This window comes from Pseudomonas oryzihabitans (assembly GCF_001518815.1).
GTDB lineage: Bacteria > Pseudomonadota > Gammaproteobacteria > Pseudomonadales > Pseudomonadaceae > Chryseomonas > Chryseomonas oryzihabitans_E.
This window is the reverse complement of record NZ_CP013987.1, coordinates 3,868,748-3,887,617: the sequence shown is the minus strand read 5'-3', so window position 1 is coordinate 3,887,617 and position 18,870 is coordinate 3,868,748. Positions and strand designations below refer to the sequence as shown.

At 63.9% G+C, this 18,870-nt stretch carries 20 protein-coding genes; 12 read left to right on the top strand and 8 right to left on the bottom strand.

Features of this window, described 5'->3' with window-relative positions; all coding sequences use genetic code 11:
- Positions 1–66: 66 nt before the first annotated feature.
- The 4 genes from APT59_RS17730 to APT59_RS22485 form a co-directional block, all read right to left on the bottom strand.
- Positions 67–1,650: a peptide chain release factor 3 gene (locus tag APT59_RS17730; RefSeq protein WP_059316066.1), complete on the bottom strand. Its 1,584-nt coding sequence runs from the start codon at positions 1,648–1,650 to the stop codon at positions 67–69.
- A 96-nt stretch (positions 1,651–1,746) separates the two neighbouring features.
- Entirely contained in the window at positions 1,747–2,922 is a 1,176-nt protein-coding gene (locus APT59_RS17725) for an acyltransferase family protein (protein ID WP_059316065.1), read from the bottom strand.
- Positions 2,923–3,219: 297 nt separating this feature from the next.
- Positions 3,220–4,269: a glycoside hydrolase family 5 protein gene (locus APT59_RS17720; RefSeq protein ID WP_059316064.1), complete on the bottom strand. Its 1,050-nt coding sequence runs from the start codon at positions 4,267–4,269 to the stop codon at positions 3,220–3,222.
- Between the two features lie 314 nt (positions 4,270–4,583).
- Complete coding sequence (locus tag APT59_RS22485; protein ID WP_156428972.1) at positions 4,584–4,775, bottom strand: hypothetical protein; 192 nt, start codon at positions 4,773–4,775, stop codon at positions 4,584–4,586.
- Positions 4,776–5,494: 719 nt separating this feature from the next.
- Between APT59_RS22485 and APT59_RS17715 the strand changes: the two genes are divergently transcribed.
- Genes APT59_RS17715 through APT59_RS17700 form a run of 4 tightly spaced genes read left to right on the top strand, consistent with a single transcriptional unit; the run spans position 5,495 to position 8,945 of the window.
- Positions 5,495–6,205, top strand: a complete 711-nt coding sequence (locus APT59_RS17715; protein ID WP_059316063.1) for an ABC transporter permease — start codon at positions 5,495–5,497, stop codon at positions 6,203–6,205.
- A gap of 9 nt (positions 6,206–6,214) precedes the next feature.
- Positions 6,215–7,117 (top strand): glycine betaine ABC transporter substrate-binding protein, encoded by a 903-nt coding sequence (locus tag APT59_RS17710; RefSeq protein WP_059316062.1) that lies wholly within the window; start codon positions 6,215–6,217, stop codon positions 7,115–7,117.
- A 3-nt stretch (positions 7,118–7,120) separates the two neighbouring features.
- The gene (locus tag APT59_RS17705) at positions 7,121–7,780 is read left to right on the top strand and encodes an ABC transporter permease (RefSeq protein WP_059316061.1); all 660 of its coding nucleotides are present in this window, start codon (positions 7,121–7,123) and stop codon (positions 7,778–7,780) included.
- Between the two features lie 10 nt (positions 7,781–7,790).
- On the top strand, positions 7,791–8,945 hold the full coding sequence (locus tag APT59_RS17700) for an ABC transporter ATP-binding protein (RefSeq protein ID WP_059316060.1): 1,155 nt from the start codon (positions 7,791–7,793) through the stop codon (positions 8,943–8,945).
- A gap of 239 nt (positions 8,946–9,184) precedes the next feature.
- On the opposite strand, the gene APT59_RS17695 is transcribed toward APT59_RS17700, so the two are convergent.
- Positions 9,185–9,721, bottom strand: a complete 537-nt coding sequence (locus APT59_RS17695; protein ID WP_059316059.1) for a L,D-transpeptidase family protein — start codon at positions 9,719–9,721, stop codon at positions 9,185–9,187.
- Between the two features lie 23 nt (positions 9,722–9,744).
- Positions 9,745–10,299, bottom strand: a complete 555-nt coding sequence (locus tag APT59_RS17690) for an NUDIX hydrolase (protein ID WP_059316058.1) — start codon at positions 10,297–10,299, stop codon at positions 9,745–9,747.
- Between the two features lie 127 nt (positions 10,300–10,426).
- On the opposite strand from APT59_RS17690, the gene APT59_RS17685 reads away from it, so the two are divergent.
- The 3 genes from APT59_RS17685 (at position 10,427) to purT (ending at position 12,492) form a co-directional block, all read left to right on the top strand.
- The gene (locus APT59_RS17685; RefSeq protein ID WP_059316057.1) at positions 10,427–11,014 is read left to right on the top strand and encodes a CoA pyrophosphatase; all 588 of its coding nucleotides are present in this window, start codon (positions 10,427–10,429) and stop codon (positions 11,012–11,014) included.
- A 77-nt stretch (positions 11,015–11,091) separates the two neighbouring features.
- Positions 11,092–11,289 (top strand): DUF1289 domain-containing protein, encoded by a 198-nt coding sequence (locus APT59_RS17680; RefSeq protein ID WP_059316056.1) that lies wholly within the window; start codon positions 11,092–11,094, stop codon positions 11,287–11,289.
- Between the two features lie 21 nt (positions 11,290–11,310).
- Entirely contained in the window at positions 11,311–12,492 is a 1,182-nt protein-coding gene (gene purT, locus APT59_RS17675; protein WP_059316055.1) for a formate-dependent phosphoribosylglycinamide formyltransferase, read from the top strand.
- A gap of 58 nt (positions 12,493–12,550) precedes the next feature.
- Here the strand turns inward: purT and APT59_RS17670 are convergent, their stop codons facing one another.
- Together APT59_RS17670 and APT59_RS17665 are read right to left on the bottom strand one after the other, a co-directional pair.
- Positions 12,551–13,855: an MFS transporter gene (locus APT59_RS17670; protein ID WP_059316054.1), complete on the bottom strand. Its 1,305-nt coding sequence runs from the start codon at positions 13,853–13,855 to the stop codon at positions 12,551–12,553.
- 188 nt (positions 13,856–14,043) lie between these two features.
- A complete protein-coding gene (locus APT59_RS17665; protein ID WP_059316053.1) occupies positions 14,044–14,844 on the bottom strand; it encodes a cytochrome C assembly family protein in 801 nt (266 codons plus the stop codon).
- A 419-nt stretch (positions 14,845–15,263) separates the two neighbouring features.
- Between APT59_RS17665 and ffh the strand changes: the two genes are divergently transcribed.
- The 5 genes from ffh (at position 15,264) to rplS (ending at position 18,817) form a co-directional block, all read left to right on the top strand.
- Positions 15,264–16,643, top strand: a complete 1,380-nt coding sequence (gene ffh, locus APT59_RS17660; RefSeq protein ID WP_059316052.1) for a signal recognition particle protein — start codon at positions 15,264–15,266, stop codon at positions 16,641–16,643.
- 249 nt (positions 16,644–16,892) lie between these two features.
- Positions 16,893–17,141, top strand: coding sequence for a 30S ribosomal protein S16 (rpsP, locus tag APT59_RS17655; RefSeq protein ID WP_059316051.1), 249 nt, complete (start codon positions 16,893–16,895; stop codon positions 17,139–17,141).
- 5 nt (positions 17,142–17,146) lie between these two features.
- Positions 17,147–17,683 carry a ribosome maturation factor RimM gene (gene rimM / locus APT59_RS17650; RefSeq protein WP_059316050.1) on the top strand — a complete coding sequence of 179 codons (537 nt, stop codon included), beginning with the start codon at positions 17,147–17,149 and terminating at the stop codon, positions 17,681–17,683.
- A 3-nt stretch (positions 17,684–17,686) separates the two neighbouring features.
- Positions 17,687–18,424 carry a tRNA (guanosine(37)-N1)-methyltransferase TrmD gene (gene trmD / locus APT59_RS17645; RefSeq protein ID WP_059316049.1) on the top strand — a complete coding sequence of 246 codons (738 nt, stop codon included), beginning with the start codon at positions 17,687–17,689 and terminating at the stop codon, positions 18,422–18,424.
- A gap of 42 nt (positions 18,425–18,466) precedes the next feature.
- Positions 18,467–18,817: a 50S ribosomal protein L19 gene (rplS, locus tag APT59_RS17640; protein ID WP_007160957.1), complete on the top strand. Its 351-nt coding sequence runs from the start codon at positions 18,467–18,469 to the stop codon at positions 18,815–18,817.
- Positions 18,818–18,870: the final 53 nt, after the last annotated feature.

The window sequence follows — 18,870 nt, the reverse complement described above, 5'->3', positions numbered from 1 at the left end:
AGCGCCCGGCGAGGAAGGGTATGGGCCGCTGGCCGGCAGGAGGAGCGCCGGCCAGGGAGGTAGCCCTTAGTGGTGCTCGCGGGTGGCGCGGAATCTGATCTCCGGCCAGCGCTCTTCCATCAGCGCCAGGTTGACGCGGGTCGGCGCCAGATAGGTGAGGTGCCCGCCGCCGTCAACGGCCAGGTTCTCGTAGGCCTTGGTCTTGAAGTCTTCGAGCTTCTTCTTGTCGTCGCACTCGATCCAGCGCGCCGACCAGACGTTGATGGCCTCATAGGCGCACTCCACCTTGTACTCTTCCTTCAGGCGGCTGGCGACCACGTCGAACTGCAGCACGCCCACCGCGCCCAGCACGATGTCGTTGTTGCGCTCGGGGAAGAACACCTGGGTGGCGCCTTCCTCGGCCAGCTCCTGCAGACCCTGGCGCAGCTGCTTGGATTTCAGCGGGTCCTTGAGGCGCACCCGGCGGAACAGTTCCGGGGCGAAGTGCGGGATGCCGGTGAAGCCCAGCAGCTCGCCTTCGGTGAAGGTGTCGCCGATCTGGATGGTGCCGTGGTTGTGCAGACCGATGATGTCGCCGGCGAAGGCTTCTTCCAGGTGCTCGCGCTCGCTGGAGAAGAAGGTCAGGGCGTCGGCGATCTTCAGGTCCTTCTTGATGCGCACATGGCGCAGCTTCATGCCCTTCTCGTACTTGCCCGAGCAGATGCGCATGAAAGCGATACGGTCACGGTGCTTGGGATCCATGTTCGCCTGGATCTTGAACACGAAGCCGGAGAATTTCTCTTCCACCGGTTCTACCACGCGCTCGTGGGCGGCGCGCGACAGCGGGCGTGGTGCCCAGTCGACCACGGCGTCGAGCACCTGGTCGACGCCGAAGTTGCCCAGGGCGGTACCAAAGAACACCGGGGTCATCTCGCCGCGCTGAAAGGCCTCGCCGTCGAATTCGTGGCAGGCGCCCTGCACCAGCTCCAGTTCCTCGACGAAGCGGTCGTAGAGATCGCCCAGGTGGGCGCGGGCTTCGTCGGAATCCAGCTTGTCGATGGTCTTGGTAGCGATGCGCTCGTGGCCATGGCCGGGGGTGTAGACGTAGATGCGGTCGTCCGAGAGGTGATAGACGCCCTTGAAATCGCGATAGCTGCCGATCGGCCAGGTGATGGGTGCGGCCTTGATCTTGAGCACCGCCTCGATCTCGTCGAGCAGCTCGATGGGATCGCGGATATCGCGGTCGAGCTTGTTGATGAAGCTGACGATGGGAGTGTCGCGCAGGCGGCAGACGTCCATCAGCGCGATGGTCCGGGGCTCTACGCCTTTACCGCCATCGAGCACCATCAGCGCCGAGTCCACCGCGGTCAGGGTGCGGTAGGTATCTTCGGAGAAGTCTTCGTGGCCGGGAGTGTCGAGCAGGTTGATCATGTGCTCGCGGTAGGGGAACTGCATCACCGAGGTGGTGATGGAGATGCCGCGCTGCTTTTCCATCTCCATCCAGTCGGAGGTCGCATGGCGGTCGGATTTACGCGACTTCACCGTGCCCGCGACGGCGATGGCCTGGCCCATCAGCAGCAACTTCTCGGTGATGGTGGTCTTGCCCGCGTCGGGGTGGGAGATGATGGCGAAGGTACGGCGCTTGGCGACTTCGGCGGCCTGGGTGGTCATGGATGAACCTGGGCGGGAACGAAAAAGTGGGGGCGGAGTATAGCAGAAGGCAGCCCCCGCCGGCTCGGTGTCGGCGGGGGCTGCCTGCGTTGCCCATTAGGGCTGCGGCTGGATCTTGCCGTCGCAGAACGAGGTGTTGCGTCTCTTGCGTACCAGCCGCTTGCCCAGTGCGATTCCCGGGATCTCGATGTATCTGTGGGTGAAGCAGGCCAGCGCGAAGACCACGCCCAGCTCCAGCAGCACCACCAGATTGTCCAGCACGGGGCTGCCAGTGGCGATGTAGCGGATCATGAAGGGCACCGGCACGTCATGGGAGGCCGCCACCACCGTGAGATCCTGGTGCAGCAACTTGCCCAGCACGATGAAGGCACTCTTGAACACGAAGATCACGGCGGCGTGGCAGAGGTAGATGGAGTAGGACAGCACGCCCAGGCGCACGAAGAAACGCTGATGCAGCACACTGGAGACCAGGCCACGCTCGAAGGCGAAGGTAAGGATGGTCAGGCAGAACACCAGGCTGGCCAGCACCCCCTTCTTGGCCACCGGCAGGTCGGAGGTCATCACCGCCGCGGCGGCGATCAGGCAGGCTACCTCCAGCAGGGTGCCGCCGAATTGCCCCTGGTTGTGCGTCTTCATCCAGGCATAGAGGCGATAGGTGCAGGTGCCGGCGAAAAAGCACGACAGGCCGCGAAAGATCTCGGTCTTCAGTGGCAGGATGGGAAACAGCAGCTGCACGAAGGCCAGTAACGCGATCACCAGAAACCACTGGCGCTGGTGCCCCTGGCCTTTGAGGACCAGCAGGCCGAACAGCAGATAGAGGTAGTACTCGATGCTGATGCTCCAGGAGGGGTAGTTGAAGGAGCCGGTGATGGCTTCCCCCAGCCAGGATTGCAGCAGCAGCAGGTTGGGCAGGAATTGCTCGGGCCCGGTGGCCCCGCTGAAGGCCGGATCGTTGAAGCTGATGCCCAGCTTTTCCGCCAGCAGTCGCCCGGTTTCCAGCAGGACATAGAGGCCGAGCATGGCCAGATGCAGCGGCAGGATGCGCGCCGAGCGACTGATGGTGAAGTCGCGATAGTCGTCCAGGGTGCGCAGGCGGGTCTCGTAGGTGTGCATCAGCACGAAGCCACTGAGCACGAAGAAGAATTCGACGAACAGGTAGGCGTTGGCTATCAGCGGATTTTCCGAGGCAGCCTGAGCGACATAGGTGTGGAAGAGGACAACGGCGACGGCCAATAGACCGCGAAAGCTATCCAAAGCGACGAATCTTTCCATGGGAATTCCCTGACGGTAGAGCCGGAAGAGGCGAACGGAGACAGCGCTGCCGCTAAGGGGAAAGGGAAAGAGGAGGGAGCGGAGAAGTTAACGGTGACATGGCATCCTAGCTCTTGATCGTGCAAGCGTCTTAATAGTCGAACTATTACTTGCTGTAACAATTTGATCGCAGAGAGCCAGCAAGTTCTGTGCAGGCCGTCCATGGCCATGACTTTTGTGACTTGAGTCACCTATTTTCAGGCAAGTCGCTGATGAGTGGCAGCAGGTGCCGTCTGGCTTGGCCAAGGGCACCCTGCCTTAGCGAGGACCTACATCGGCGCAGTCGGCAGGTTTCACGTACTTCTGCAGTACTGCCCATTGCGGGCGGGGTTTGCCTTTGACCGGCTCGATCGCCAGGGGGTAATCGCCCCAGTTGGGGCCGGCTGCCCAGTACATGGCCGGAATGCATTCCTTGCGCAGACGGGCCAGCAGCCGGTCCATTGCTGCCAGCCAGCGCGGGTCGTTGTCTGGGACGCCGAATTCGCCGATATGGCCGCGCTTGCCATGCTGTTTGAGCCAGGTGATGAACGGCTCGACCCGGCGGATGCCGACGTCCGGATCGAAGTCGGTCATGTCCTTCCTGAGGTATTTGCCACCGCCGTCATTGTCGAAATAGACGTGCGCCGAATAGATCAGGTTGTCCGCCGGATCCTTGAGCCCGAGCAGCTTGGCGTTGTAGCGCGGCCAGAGATAGCTGCTGGACCAACCATTGCCCTCGATCAGGATCGGCCGCGCGCGATCCACATCGCGTACTGCATCGATGCCGTGCTGCGCGGCGATCGGCCACTGCTCAACGGCATCGTGGGGCTCGTTCATGATGTCGTAGGCAGCGAGGGCGGGATGGGCGTGCCAGCGCTGGGCAATTCGTCGCAGGACATCGGCATAGGCCGGGTAGGGCACGGCCGCACTGCCGATGACCTGGCCGCGGTATCTCATGTAGTTGTGCAGATCCAGGATCACGCTCATGCGATAGCGCTTGGCGTGATCCAGGGTCTGGTCGATCAGCTTGGCATAGACAGGATCCAGCGGTTGCCCCAGGCGAGGCTGGAGACGTTCCCAGATGACCGGGAAGCGGATCACCCGGATGCCCTTGGCCGACCAGCGCCGGTAATGACCGGCGTCGGGGAAGAAGTAGTTGGTCCCGGGTTTGCCAGGCAATACGTGGGGAGCGAAGCCGGCTCCGGAAAAATTCAGTCCGACCAGGTCGGTGGGGAAATCACGAGGCTCGGCCTGGACGGCCGGCGCGGTCACCAGGCAGGAGAGAAGGGCAAACAAGGCGGTGCAGGTGAGTTTCAGGCGTAACGTCATCGGCAAGGTCCCGGACAGTGACGGCAGACGGTAGGAATGACGGGCAGCGAATGCCCGATCCGCCATGAGGCCTGAAGAGTCGCAGGGAAGTTGCAGCGCAACGCTCAGAAGGTGCGCCAGACAACGTTACGGCCGGACGAAAGCGTTGGAAATGCGAGCTGGGTAAAGCCTGGGCAGCATGGACCCCGGCGGTGGGTCGCCTAGCGGGCAAGCTACTACTGAAGAGGGGGAGAGAGCGCTGTGGCGAGTGATGAGCTGCCTGTGACTGCTTTTCCGTCCGTTGACGGCGCAGGCAGGTCATCCGATAGCGGTCTTTAGCGACGCAGGCAGATTCCAGCCCACTGCTCGGCTTCGCGGCGGGCTGAAGCCTCGTCATCGAAGTCGGCGATCAGGCCACCGTGCGCATACACCACCACCCAATTTTCCACTTTGGGTTGCAGCAGCAGGACGGGGGCAGAAGACAGAGTAGCGGAGTCCAACGATGCACAAGCCGTCATGTCATTCATAACGTTCCCTTTGAAGTTAGCTCGATGAATAGTCTGTTTTTATAGCGGTACCAGAAACGACACTTGGTGCTATCACTGGGCCACCTATGGACCTTGGTTGGGCTGAATGTTCCCTCAAAGCGTCAGCCACTCGTCAGAATGATAAAGGGCTGTCAAACGCTCGGCGCCGCACTGGCTCACAGAAAGATGTTTCAGGGATGACCATACGTCACCTTGCCTGTGTGCTCTTCCACGAAACCGAAGCGGGTTGCCCGGGAAGTTGTGATGGATGTCTTGCGTGTCTTGCCAGCTGGCTAACAGTCAGAGCATTAAATTTATTGTCACAAACTAGCCAGCCGCTCTAGATCGGGCTCCTGTTGCCGGGATCACGCGAAGCCCTTTATCCAGGCGTTTTTGGAGCTCAAGCGAAGCGGTTATCGCCCACGGGTTGACATTGAGTGAGTCTATTGGGTTAGCCTGAAAAGGAGCTGGCGAACTATCGACTGCGATGGGCGTCAATCTCTTCGGTCGAGGCAAGGCGCCATGTCATTCCCCAGGGAGCGACACCCAAGGGCTAGGCAGATCCGAGATCCGCAGTGCCCCGTTGGTCCAGCCGGCATACCCGCCATGCCCTGCTGTGTCTCGACCCTGAACCCGGACAGCCGTCCTGCGCCTCGCTCCTGTCGCGAGGTCCGCACTCGGAAGGCATGCGGCCTGTCCGCTCGTTGAAGGAGCCTGACATGGCGAAGTTCAAGACCCTCCTGCTCGGCACGGCCGTGGGAGTGGTGATCCTGGCACTGCTGGTGCACTGGATCGGTAGGGACACCCTCGGTACCTATCGCGCGGATCTGCTGTTCTATCTCCAGGCTCACCTCTACCTGGTGGCCGTCTCCATGGTTCTTGCCCTGCTGGTGGGCATACCGGCCGGGGTAATGCTCAGTCGGCCCCGCTTCGCCCGTAGTGCCGAACGCTTCATGCAGGTGTTCAACATCGGCAATACCGTGCCGCCGCTGGCGGTGCTGGCCATCGCCCTGGGCATCGTCGGCATCGGTGACGGTCCCGCGATCCTGGCACTGTTTCTCGCCTCGCTGCTGCCCATCGTGCGTAACACCTACGAGGGCCTGAAGAACGTACCGGGCTCGCTCAAGGAGGCCGCCACCGGCATCGGCATGACGCCTACCCAGGTGCTGACCAAGGTGGAGCTGCCCAATGCGGTACCCATCATCATCGGCGGGGTGCGGGTTGCCCTGGCGATCAACGTCGGTACCACGCCACTGGTATTCCTGATCGGCGCCAACAGCCTGGGCAGCCTGATCTTTCCCGCCATTGCCCTGGAGAACCAGCCCCAGCTGCTGCTGGGTGCCGCTGCCACCGCGCTGCTGGCGCTGCTGCTCGACGGTCTGGTGCTGCTCGCCAGCCGCCTTTGGCTGGAACGCGGCCTGGCCCGCTAAGGAGACGAGATGAAAAAGTTGCTTATCGCCCTCGGCGCGGCCTGGTTCGGTCTCATCCTGGCTAGTACTGCCCAGGCCGACCCGATCCGCATCGGTGCCAAGGTCTTTACCGAGCAGGCCATCCTTGGCGAACTCACCGGCCAGTATCTGGCCCAGCACGGCTATCAGCCGGAGATCGTCGGTGGTCTGGGCAGCACCATCGCCTGGAACGGTGTGAAGAACGCCCAGCTCGACCTCACCTGGGAATACACCGGTACCTCGCTGGTCGCCTACAACCACGTCACCGAACGCCTGGACAAGGACGCCTCCTACCAGCGAGTCAAGCAGCTGGACGCCAAGGTCGGCCTGGCCTGGCTCGCTCCCACCCGCTTCAACAACACCTATGCGCTGGCGTTGCCGGAAAAGGTCGCCCAGCAGCATCCCGAGCTGAACAGTATCAGTGACCTGGCCCGGCTGCTCGAAGCCGAAGCCGGCAAGCAGCACCTGACGGCCCTGGACATCGAATTCGCCAATCGCTCCGACGGCCTCGCCGGGCTGGTGAAGGCCTATGGGCTGAAGTACACCCGCGACGACATCCGTCAGATGGATCCAGGGCTGGTCTACACCGCCCTGCGCAATGGCCAGGTATTCACGGGCCTCGTCTACACCACCGACGGCCGCCTGGATGCCTTCAAGCTCAAGGTGCTGGAGGATGACAAGGGCTATTTCCCCGACTACACCGCAGCGCCGGTGGTCAACGTTCGGTACCTGGCTAAGCATCCCGATCTCGCCGCATTGCTCAAGCCCCTGGCCGAAAGCCTGGACCAGGCCACCATGCGCCAGCTCAACGCCAAGGTGGACATCGAGCGACAGACGCCAGCCCAGGTGGCCCGCGATTTCCTCGCCCAGCACCCCCTAAGCGGAGGGCAATGACCCATGGATTTCGTCACCTCCTTCAATCATATCGACTGGCTGCAGGTACTCGAGCTGACCCGCCAGCACATCACCCTGGTAGGCATCGCCGTGACCCTGGCGATCCTGGTGGGGGTACCCCTGGGCATCCTCATGACCCGCTATCCCTGGCTGGCCGGTCCCCTGCAGGCGCTGGCCACGGTGGTCATGACGGTGCCGTCCATCGCCCTGTTCGGCCTCTTGCTGCCGTTCTATTCCAAGTTCGGCCAGGGACTTGGTCCGCTGCCCGCCATCACCGCGGTCTTTCTCTACTCGCTGCTGCCGATCCTGAGGAATACCTACCTGGCGCTGACCAGCGTCGAGCCGGGCATTCGCGAGGCGGGTGCCGGCATCGGCATGACCTTCTGGCAGCGCCTGCGCATGGTCGAACTGCCCATTGCCCTGCCGGTGATCCTCGCCGGAGTGCGCACCGCCGTGGTCATGAACATCGGCGTCATGACCATCGCCGCCACCATCGGCGCCGGTGGCCTGGGGGTGCTCATCCTTACCTCCATCAGCCGCAGCGACATGGCCACGCTCATCGTCGGTGCCGTGCTGGTCAGTCTGCTGGCCATCGTCGCCGACCTCGTCCTGCAGTGGCTGCAACGTCGCCTCACTCCGCGCGGCCTGCGCAGCGCTCATTAAGGAATCCCAGATGATCGAACTCGACCGCCTGACCAAGACCTTCAAGCAGCATGGCAAGGACGTGACCGCGGTGGATGCCGTGAGCCTCACCGTCGAAGAAGGCCAGATCTGCGTCTTCCTGGGCCCCTCCGGCTGCGGCAAGACCACCACCCTGAAGATGATCAACCGCCTCATCGAGCCCACCTCGGGGCGGGTGCTGATCAATGGCGAGGACACCACCGGCATCGACGAGGTGACCCTGCGGCGGCATATCGGCTACGTGATCCAGCAGATCGGCCTGTTTCCCAACATGACCATCGAGGAAAACATCACCGTGGTGCCCAAGCTGCTGGGCTGGGACAAGAAGAAGTGCCGCGAGCGCGCCACCGAGCTGATGAGCATGGTGCAGCTCGAACCCAAGCAGTACCTCTCGCGCTATCCACGCGAGCTGTCCGGCGGCCAGCAGCAGCGCATCGGCGTGATCCGCGCCCTGGCAGCCGAGGCGCCGCTGTTGTTGATGGACGAACCCTTCGGCGCGGTGGATCCGATCAACCGCGACGCCATCCAGAACGAGTTCTTCCAGATGCAGCGGGCGCTGAACAAGACGGTGATCATGGTCAGCCACGATATCGACGAGGCCATCCGCCTGGGCGACAAGATCGCCGTTTTCCGCGGCGGGCGCCTGGTGCAGTTCGATCATCCGGACACCCTGCTGGCGCATCCCAAGGATGACTTCGTCAGCAACTTCGTCGGTCAGGACAGCACCCTCAAGCGTCTGCTGCTGATCCGCGCCGAAGACGCCGCCGACAATGCACCCGCCATCCAGGCCGAGACCCTGATCGGCGACGCCGTGGAGTTGATGGAAGAGCACGACCGCCGCTACCTGGTGGTGACCGATGCGGCCAACAAGGGGCTGGGCTATGTGCGGCGCCGTGACCTGCGCGGTCAGAGCGGTCCGGTCGCGCCCTTCGTCACCCCGTTCAAGGCGACCGCGGCCTTCGACGAGCACCTGCGCATCCTGCTGTCACGCATGTACCAGTTCAACACTTCCTGGCTGCCGGTACTCAGCGCCGACAACGACTTCCTCGGCGAAGTCACCCAGGAATCCATCGCGGACTACCTGAGCAGCGGCCGTTCGCGGGGCAAGACCAGCATCGTCTCGCCCGCGGAGCAGGTGGCAGGGTAGGGCAGGGGAAGCCTATCGGCGCGGAGTCTGTTCAAAGGCTCGCGAGCTAGAGCCAAACAAGGCCTGGGCGGCCCCGCGAAGACACCTGCGGAAGCGGATCGGACTCGCGCTCGACCGGGCTCGCGCGCGAGTTTACGAAGGGTAGATGAGCATTGCGACGGGGCCGCCCAGGTCGGGCTGGCGACCCAGGGCCTCTTCAACGCGGTTTGGCCGACGCGTAGCAGCCTTTGGATCGGCTCTCAGGGGCGGATCTCGATCATGGTGCCATCCTTGACCAGCCCCCAGACCTCGCGCATGTCATGGTTGGTCAGCGCGACGCAGCCATTGGTCCAGTTCAGCGAGTTGAAATACCACTCGGGGTATTCCTCGTCGATGGGCGTGCCATGCAGCATGATCATGCTGCCGGGGGGCACGCCAGCCTGGCGTGCGCGGGCCAGATCCTCCCGGTTGGGATAGGAGATGTGCATGGCCAGGTTGAACTTGTCGCTGGTCTTGCGCCAGTCGATCCAGTAGAAGCCTTCCGGCGTGCGCTGGTCGCCCTCGCGCAGCTTGGGGCCGCGGGGATTCTTGCCCAGCGAGACGCGATAGGACTTCATCACGGTATTGCCGCTGAGCAGCTGCAACTGATTGCGCGACTTGATCACCAGCACCTTGTCGATCAACGGCGCGGCCGGCTGGCGGATCACCGTGACGCTGGTGCTGGCTTGAGCCAACGGGGGAAGCAACGAACCGCACAGCACATAGCAGAGCGCCAACAACAGGTGCAACGGACGCATGTCGGGAAGATCCTCGGAAAGGCTCAGGCAGGCTTGCGCTCGACCACCATGGGTGCCATGCCCTCATGGCGCAGCGGAAAGTCGCCCTGACGGCGGTCAGCGAAAAAGCATTCTAGTGTTCGCTTGATGGTCGGAAAAGCCAGAGACGACCAGGGGATGTCGGCTTCGTCCAGAAGGCGTACGTCCAGGCTCTCCTCGCCGACGCCGAAGCGTCCGTCGACCAGTTCGGCGCGGAACAGCATGTAGATCTGATCGATGTGCGGCAGATCGAAGAGCGTATAGAGCTCCAGGCCTCGCACCTGGGCGCCGGCTTCCTCGAAGGTTTCGCGGGCCGCGGCCTCAAGCGTGGTCTCGCCGTTCTCCATGAAACCCGCCGGCAGCGTCCAGTAGCCGCGTCGCGGCTCAATGGCGCGCTGGCAGAGCAGCACCCGGCCTTCCCAGGTCGCCAGGCAGCCGGCCACCACCCGCGGATTCTGGTAATGCACCGCGCCGCACTGGCTGCAGACCAGGCGCATCCGGTTGTCGCCCGCAGGAATGCGCTCTTCCAGCAGTCCGCCGCAGTGGTTGCAATGCTTCATGGCTTATCCTCGTTTTGCTGCAGTGTGCCGGGGTGATCCCGGGAGCCGCAAGCGATGGCTGGGCTTGGGATTGCCCGGCGGGCGTGCCATGATCCGGAGGATACGATGACCAAGGGAGAATTCCGGCGTGGATGAGTTGCTCCAGCGCCTGCGTCACTATCAGCCGCGCACCCTGAGCGGCACCGAGAACTATCGGGAAGCGGCGGTGCTGGTGCCCATCATCCGCGGCGAGCATCCCGAGTTGCTGCTCACCCTGAGGGCCAGCAACCTGTCCACCCATGGCGGAGAGGTGGCCCTGCCCGGTGGTCGCCGCGATCCCGAGGACGCCGACCTGGTCGCCACCGCGCTGCGCGAGGCCCAGGAAGAGGTCGGCCTGCCGCCCGGTCTGGTAGAGGTGATCGCCCCGCTGAGCCCGCTGGTGTCACGCTATGGGCTGGCGGTGACGCCCATCGTCGCCCTGATTCCCGATCAGCTCGAATACATTCCCAGCGAAGCCGAGATCGCCGCGATCTTCACCGTGCCCCTGCAGTTCTTTTGCGAGGTGCCGCCGGACTACACCCTCAGGGTCGACCACGCTGGCCTGCGCTGGCAGGTGCCCAGCTATCAGTATGGCGAGCACCGCATCTGGGGGCTGACGGCGGTGATCATCGTCGAGCTGGTCAACCTGCTGTACGACGCCGGGATCAAGCTCAAGGCACCGCCCAAGCGGGATTGAGCGGCATCGACAAGGTAAAGGCACATGCCAAGTCGGGTATTAACGGGCACAATGCGCGGCCATTCGAGGGAAGCCGCATGAACACCGCCGATTCACCCGTGCGTTCGCCCTGCGTCCATGTCTGTGCCTTGGACGAACAGGACATCTGCATCGGCTGCCAACGCAGCGCCGCCGAGATCACCCGCTGGATGTCCATGAGCGATGCCGAGCGCCGCGAGGTGCTGCTGCGCTGCGACGAGCGTGCGCGGGCGGGCGGTGCTGCCTTCCTGACCTGATATCAGTCGGAGAGATCTGTCATGCCCCGTATCGGTACCCCCCTGTCCCCCAGCGCCACCCGCGTGCTGCTCTGCGGCTCCGGCGAACTGGGCAAGGAAGTCGTCATCGAACTGCAGCGCCTGGGCGTCGAAGTCATCGCCGTGGACCGCTATGCCGATGCCCCGGCCATGCAGGTCGCCCACCGCAGCCACGTCATCGACATGCTCGACGGCGCCGCCCTGCGTGCGGTGATCGAGCGCGAGCAGCCGCACTTCATCGTGCCGGAGATCGAGGCCATCGCCACCGCCACCCTGGTGGAGCTGGAAGGCGAGGGCTATACCGTGGTGCCCACCGCCCGCGCGGCCCAGCTGACCATGAATCGCGAAGGCATCCGTCGCCTGGCCGCCGAGGAGCTGGGCCTGCCCACCTCGCCCTATCATTTCGCCGATACCTACGAAGACTACGCCGCCGCCGCCGAGGCGCTGGGCTATCCCTGCGTGGTCAAGCCGATCATGAGCTCCTCCGGCAAGGGCCAGAGCCTGCTGCGCAGCGCCGATGAGCTGCAGGCCGCCTGGCAATACGCCCAGGAAGGCGGACGGGCGGGCAAGGGCCGGGTGATCGTCGAGGGCTTCGTCGACTTCGACTACGAGATCACCCTGCTGACCGTGCGTCATGTCGGCGGTACTGCCTTCTGCGCGCCGGTGGGCCATCGCCAGGTCAAGGGCGACTACCACGAGTCCTGGCAGCCCCAGGCCATGAGCGACAAGGCCCTGGCCGAATCCGAGCGGGTCGCCCGCGCCGTCACCGAGGCCCTGGGTGGTCGCGGCCTGTTCGGCGTGGAGCTGTTCGTCAAGGGCGACCAGGTCTGGTTCAGCGAGGTCTCGCCGCGGCCCCACGACACCGGCCTGGTGACCCTGATCTCCCAGGACCTGTCCGAATTCGCCCTGCATGCCCGCGCCATTCTCGGCCTGCCGATCCCCACCATCCGCCAGTTCGGCCCTTCGGCCTCGGCGGTGATCCTGGTGGATGGCGAGTCGCGCCAGACCGCCTTCGCCAATCTGGGCGCGGCCCTGGCCGAACCCGATACCGCGCTGCGGCTGTTCGGCAAGCCCGAGGTCAAGGGCCAGCGTCGCATGGGGGTGGCGCTGGCTCGGGACGAAAGCATCGAGGCTGCGCGGGCCAAGGCCGTGCGTGCTTCCCAGGCGGTAAAGGTCGAGCTGTAACGCCGACTGCGCGTTACGAAAAAGGGCCCCGCGGGGCCTTTTTTATTGGCTAGACAATCTACAGCGACTGGTCGCGCGTCTCGCGCATGCAGAGCACCGCCAGCAGGCTGATGGCCGCCGCCGCCGAGACGTAGCCGCCCACCCAGCTCAGGCCGCCCGCTTCCACCAGTTGCTGCGCGGCGTAGGGCGCTAGCGACGCGCCAAGGATGCCGCCCAGGTTATAGGCGGCCGAGGCGCCGGTATAGCGCACCCGGGTCGGGAAGATTTCCGGCAGCAGGGCGCCCATGGGGCCGAAGGTCATGCCCATCAGGAACAGCTCCAGCGCCAGGAACAGGCCCACCGCCTGGCTGGAGCCGTGGGTCAGCAGCGGCTCCATGGCAAAGCCGGACAGCAGCGCGGCGATGGCGCTCACCGCCAGCACCGGCTTGCGCCCGAAGCGATCGGCCAGCCAGGCCGACAGCGGCGTGGCCAGGGCCATGAACAGCACCGCGATGCACAGCAGGCCGAGGAATTCCTGCCGGCTGTAGCCGAGATTCTTCACCCCGTAGCTCAGCGAGAACACCGTGGAGATGTAGAAGAGGGCGTAACACACCACCATGCTCAGGGCGCCCAGCAACACCGCCTTGCCATGCTTGCCGAAGGTCTCGACCATGGGCAGGCGCAGTTTCTCGCGGCGGGCCATGGCCTCGGCGAACACCGGCGTCTCGTGCAGCGACAGCCGCACATAGAGGCCGACCACCACCAGCAGCGCGCTGAGCAGGAAGGGAATGCGCCAGCCCCAGGCGCGGAACTGCTCGTCGTCCAGCAGCAGCGCCAGGGCCAGGAACAGGCCGTTGGCCATGAGGAAGCCGATGGAGGGGCCGAGCTGGGGGAACATGCCGAACCAGGCGCGCTTGCCGGGCGGGGCGTTCTCGGTGGCCAGCAGCGCCGCCCCGCCCCATTCGCCACCCAGTCCCAGGCCCTGGCCGAATCTCAGCAGACACAGCAGGATGGGCGCCCAGACGCCGATGCTGGCGTAGCCGGGCAGGAGGCCGATCAGGGTGGTGGAAATGCCCATCAGCAGCAGCGAGGCCACCAGGGTGGACTTGCGGCCGATGCGGTCGCCGAAGTGGCCGAACAGCAGCGAACCCAGGGGGCGCGCCAGGAAGGCGATGCCAAAGGTGATGAAGGCGCTGAGGGTCTGGGCCATGCCCGCGCCCTGGGGAAAGAATACCGGGCCGATCACCAGAGCCGCGGCCGTGGCATAGACATAGAAATCGTAGAACTCGATGGCGGTGCCGATGAAGCTGGCGGTGGCCACGCGGGTGGGGGAGTTGCGCGGCACGGAGGTGGGCGCGTCGAAGGCGGCAGCGGTCGTGGACATGCAGGGTTACCGGGCAGTCGTTCTTGTAGGAGGCGTCTGCCGGAGCGGCCCGATGGGGCAGCGGCTGTCCGAGGGTGGGGACGGGCGTGACGACCTGTTATGACGTGCCGGGCGCGACCTGGCTGTTGGCCGGGTCGCGCCGAACGTGGTTCGGTCGCCTGATTATGCAGGTAGCGGAATGACGACTGTCAACGATGCAGGATGAATTCCCGCACCAGCTTGCTACCGAAGTAGGCCAGCATCAGCAGGATGAAGCCCAGCAGCGTCCAGCGGATCGCCGTATGGCCGCGCCAGCCCAGGCGATGGCGGCCCCACAGCAGGATGCCGAACACCACCCAGGCGATGCAGGAGAGCACCGTCTTGTGGATCAGGTGCTGGGCGAACATATCCTCGACAAAGAACCAGCCGGAGATCAGCGCCAGTGACAGCACCACCCAGCCAGCCCAGAGAAAGCCGAACAGCAGGCTTTCCATGGTCTGTAGCGGCGGAAAACTGCGGATCAGTCCCGAGGGGTGCTTGTTCTTGAGTTGATGGTTCTGCAACAGCACCAGGCAGGACTGCAGCACCGCCAGGGTGAAGAGACCATAGGCGATGATCGACAGCAGTACGTGCACGACGATCTTGGGCGATACGTCCAGCGGCGTGACCGTGCCGGGCGGCACGAACTCGGCCAGCAGCGCGGTCACCGCACCCAGGGGATAGATCAGCACCAGCAGCGGTTGCAGCGGCATGCGTAGGCAGCCGATCAGCATCAGCGCGATGGCAGTCGCCGAAATGAGGCTGGAGGCGTCGAAGAAGTCCAGGCTCAGGGTCGGTTCGAGGATCAGCTGCAGGTAGACAGCCAGGGCGTGAGGCAGCAGGGCCAGGATGCCGGCGCCCAGGACCAGGGGCTTGCTCGACGGCTGCTTGCGCAGCAGGCAACTGCCCTGGTAGAGGGTCGCGAGCAGATAGAGGGCGGCGGCCAAAAGGGTGGGCAGCAGGGCGTGCATGGTCCGGTTTCAGCAGGGCGGAAAGCAGGCGAGTGTGGCACAGACAGGGCGGCACAGAAAGTCTGAGGCACGCCCTGGCGCCTGCCGGGCAACCCGGCCGAACCCTGGCCGCCAATGGATGGTCCCATGAGGTACATATCTTGAAGAGGTCGCGACCATGCTTAAATTTCTCGGCGGTACCATGGGCATCATTTTCCTGATCGGCCTGGTGGTGGTCATCGGCATCTTCTCGCTGATTTTCTGACCCCATCCCTCGGGTACCGGCCTTGGCGCCGGTGCCTGTCTTCCTTTCCTCGGCTTCTCTCCGACGCGGGCACTGCTGACGGATTCACGCGGTACAGGCCCCAGCGGCTATCCCTGGTGCGGCGCTCTTTCGTTATACTTGTCGGTCAGCCGCCGTTTCTGCCCTGGATGTCCGCATGTTCGAGAATCTCACAGACCGCCTGTCCCAAAGCCTGCGCCACATTACCGGCAAGGCCAAGCTCACCGAAGACAACATCAAGGACACCCTGCGCGAGGTGCGCATGGCGCTGCTCGAGGCGGACGTCGCCTTGCCGGTGGTCAAGGAGTTCGTCAACCGGGTCAAGGAGCGGGCGGTCGGTACCGAGGTATCCAAGAGCCTGACCCCGGGCCAGGCCTTCGTGAAGATCGTTCGTGCTGAGCTGGAAGCCATCATGGGCGCGGCCAACGAAGACCTGGCGCTCAACGTGGCGCCACCGGCAGTCATCCTCATGGCTGGTCTGCAGGGGGCGGGCAAGACCACCACCGCGGGCAAGCTGGCGCGCTTCCTCAAGGAGCGCAAGAAGAAGACCGTCATGGTCGTTTCCGCCGACGTCTATCGTCCGGCCGCGATCAAGCAGCTGGAAACCCTGGCCGGGGAGGTAGGGGTCACCTTCTTCCCCTCCGACATCAGCCAGAAGCCGGTGGATATTGCCCAGGCCGCCATCCGCGAAGCCAAGCTGAAGTTCATCGACGTGGTCATCGTCGATACCGCCGGTCGTCTGCACATCGATAGCGAGATGATGGCGGAGATCCAGCAGGTCCACGCCGCCACCAAGCCGGCCGAGACCCTGTTCGTGGTCGATGCCATGACCGGCCAGGACGCCGCCAACACCGCCAAGGCCTTCAACGACGCCCTGCCGCTCACCGGCGTGATCCTGACCAAGGTCGACGGTGACGCCCGTGGTGGTGCCGCCCTGTCGGTTCGCCACATCACCGGCAAGCCGATCAAGTTCATCGGCATGGGCGAGAAGAGCGAAGCCCTCGATCCTTTCCACCCTGACCGTGTCGCCTCGCGCATCCTTGGCATGGGTGACGTCCTCTCGCTGATCGAGCAGGCCGAGCAGACCCTGGATCGGGAAAAGGCCGACAAGCTGGCCAAGAAGCTCAAGAAGGGCAAGGGCTTCGATCTCGAGGATTTCCGCGACCAGCTGCGCCAGATGAAAAACATGGGCGGCCTGGGTTCGCTGATGGACAAGCTGCCGACCATGATGGGTGGCATGAACATCCAGCAGATGGGCAATGCCCAGGGCGCGGCGGAAAAGCACTTCAAACAGATGGAAGCCATCATCGACTCCATGACCCCGGCCGAGCGCCGTGATCCGGAGATGATCAGCGGCTCGCGCAAGAAACGCATCGCGCTGGGTTCGGGTACCCAGGTGCAGGACGTCGGTCGTCTCATCAAGCAGCACAAGCAGATGCAGAAGATGATGAAAAAGGTCACCGCCAAGGGCGGCATGGCCAAGATGATGCGCGGCATGGGCAGCATGTTGCCCGGCGGTGGCATGCCCAAGATGTGATCCCCGGTGCCGCCCGTCGCCAGACGGTCGGCCCTGGAAAGAACTCTGCGAAGGGCAGTGGCACCAGTATTGATGCGCCTTCGCGAGTGGCTCGGCGCCGTTGTCCGAGCCTTCAGTCCGCCCCGATGCCGGAAGTGCCGTCAAAAGCCATTGGCAAAAAGGGTGGCAGCCCTTAGAATATGCGGCCTTTCGGGCCATGTGGCCCAGCGTGCCCACTGTTTCAAGCACCGACTACAGGAACGAAGTTCAATGGTAACCATCCGTCTAGCCCGTGGCGGCTCCAAGAAGCGCCCCTTCTACCACCTGACCGTGACCAACAGCCGCAATGCGCGTGATGGTCGCTTCGTTGAGCGCATCGGTTTCTTCAACCCGATCGCCAGCGGCGCCGAAATCCGTCTGTCGGTGGATCAAGAGCGTGCCAGCTACTGGCTGTCGCAGGGCGCCCAGCCGTCCGAGCGCGTTGCTCAGCTGCTCAAGAGCGCTCAGGCTACCGCCTGAAGACCATGAGTACGCCGACCCCCGCCCCCGACCTGGTGGTCCTGGGCAAGATAGTTTCGGTCTTCGGCGTACGCGGTGAGCTCAAGATCTACTCCTTTACCGATCCGCTCGACAATCTGCTGGACTATCGGACCTGGACGCTGCGGCGCGAAGGCGAGATCCGGCAGGTCAAGGTGCTCGGCGGTCGGCTGCACGGCAAGGTTCTGACGGTACGTCTGCAGGGCCTGGATGATCGCGAAGAGGCCCGTCTCATGGCCGGTTTCGAGATCTGCGTGCCGCGTAGTGAATTGCCCCAGCTGGGCGCCGGCGACTATTACTGGCATCAGTTGGAAGGTCTCAAGGTGATCAATCGCGAAGGCCAGTGGCTGGGTGTGGTGGATCATCTGCTGGAGACCGGGGCCAACGACGTCATGGTGGTCAAGCCCAGTGCTGGCAGCCTCGACGATCGTGAGCGTCTACTGCCCTATCTGCCTGACCAGTACGTGCTGGCGGTGGATCTGGCCAAGGGCGAGATGCAGGTCGACTGGGACGCGGATTTCTAATCCATGCGTATCGATGTCATCAGCCTCTTTCCCGAGATGTTCGAGGCCGTGAGCGCCTATGGCGTGAGCGGTCGCGCGATGAAGCAGGGGCTCCTGGAACTGACCTGCTACAACCCGCGCAGCTATACCGAGGATCGCCACCAGACCGTGGACGACCGGCCCTTTGGCGGCGGTCCCGGGATGGTCATGAAGATCCAGCCGCTGGAGCGCGCCCTGGCCGATGCCAAGGGTGATTCGGCGGCGAAGGTGATCTACCTGTCCCCCCAGGGTCGCAAGCTCGACCAGGCGGCGGTACGGGAACTGGCGCAGGAGGAGCATCTGATCCTCATCGCCGGGCGTTACGAAGGCATCGACGAGCGTTTCATCGAGACGCACGTGGATGAAGAATGGTCGATTGGCGACTATGTGCTGTCCGGCGGTGAATTGCCGGCCATGGTACTGATCGATGGGGTTACGCGACTGCTGCCCGGAGCCTTGGGGCATGTGGATTCCGCCGAGCAGGACTCGTTTACCGACGGCCTGCTCGATTGCCCGCACTACACCCGACCCGAGGTGTACGAGGGCCGTCGCGTACCCGACGTGTTGCTCAGTGGTAACCACGAGCATATCCGGCGCTGGCGCCTGCAGCAGTCCCTGGGACGCACTGCGGAGCGACGCGCCGATCTTCTGGATGGCCGCTCGCTTTCTGGAGAAGAGCAGAACCTGTTGGCGGAATACCTTCGTCAGCGGAACGATAGTTAGGTATCGATGGCGGGCCGCGGCCTGTCTTAGGAGCAGAGTGACATGACCAACAAAATCATTGCCCAGATCGAAGCTGAGCAGATGAACAAGGAAATCCCGGCGTTCGCCCCCGGCGACACCGTGATCGTCCAGGTTAAGGTGAAGGAAGGCGACCGTCAGCGTCTGCAGGCCTTCGAAGGCGTGGTGATCGGCAAGCGTAACCGCGGCCTGAACAGCGCCTTCACCGTGCGCAAGATCTCCAACGGCGTTGGCGTCGAGCGTACCTTCCAGACCTACAGCCCGCTGGTCGACAGCCTGAGCGTCAAGCGTCGCGGTGACGTGCGCAAGGCCAAGCTGTACTACCTGCGCGAACTGTCCGGCAAGGCTGCCCGCATCAAGGAAAAGCTTTCCTGATCGCGGCGTGACCAGAAAAAAGCAGCTTCGGCTGCTTTTTTCGTTTCTGAGGT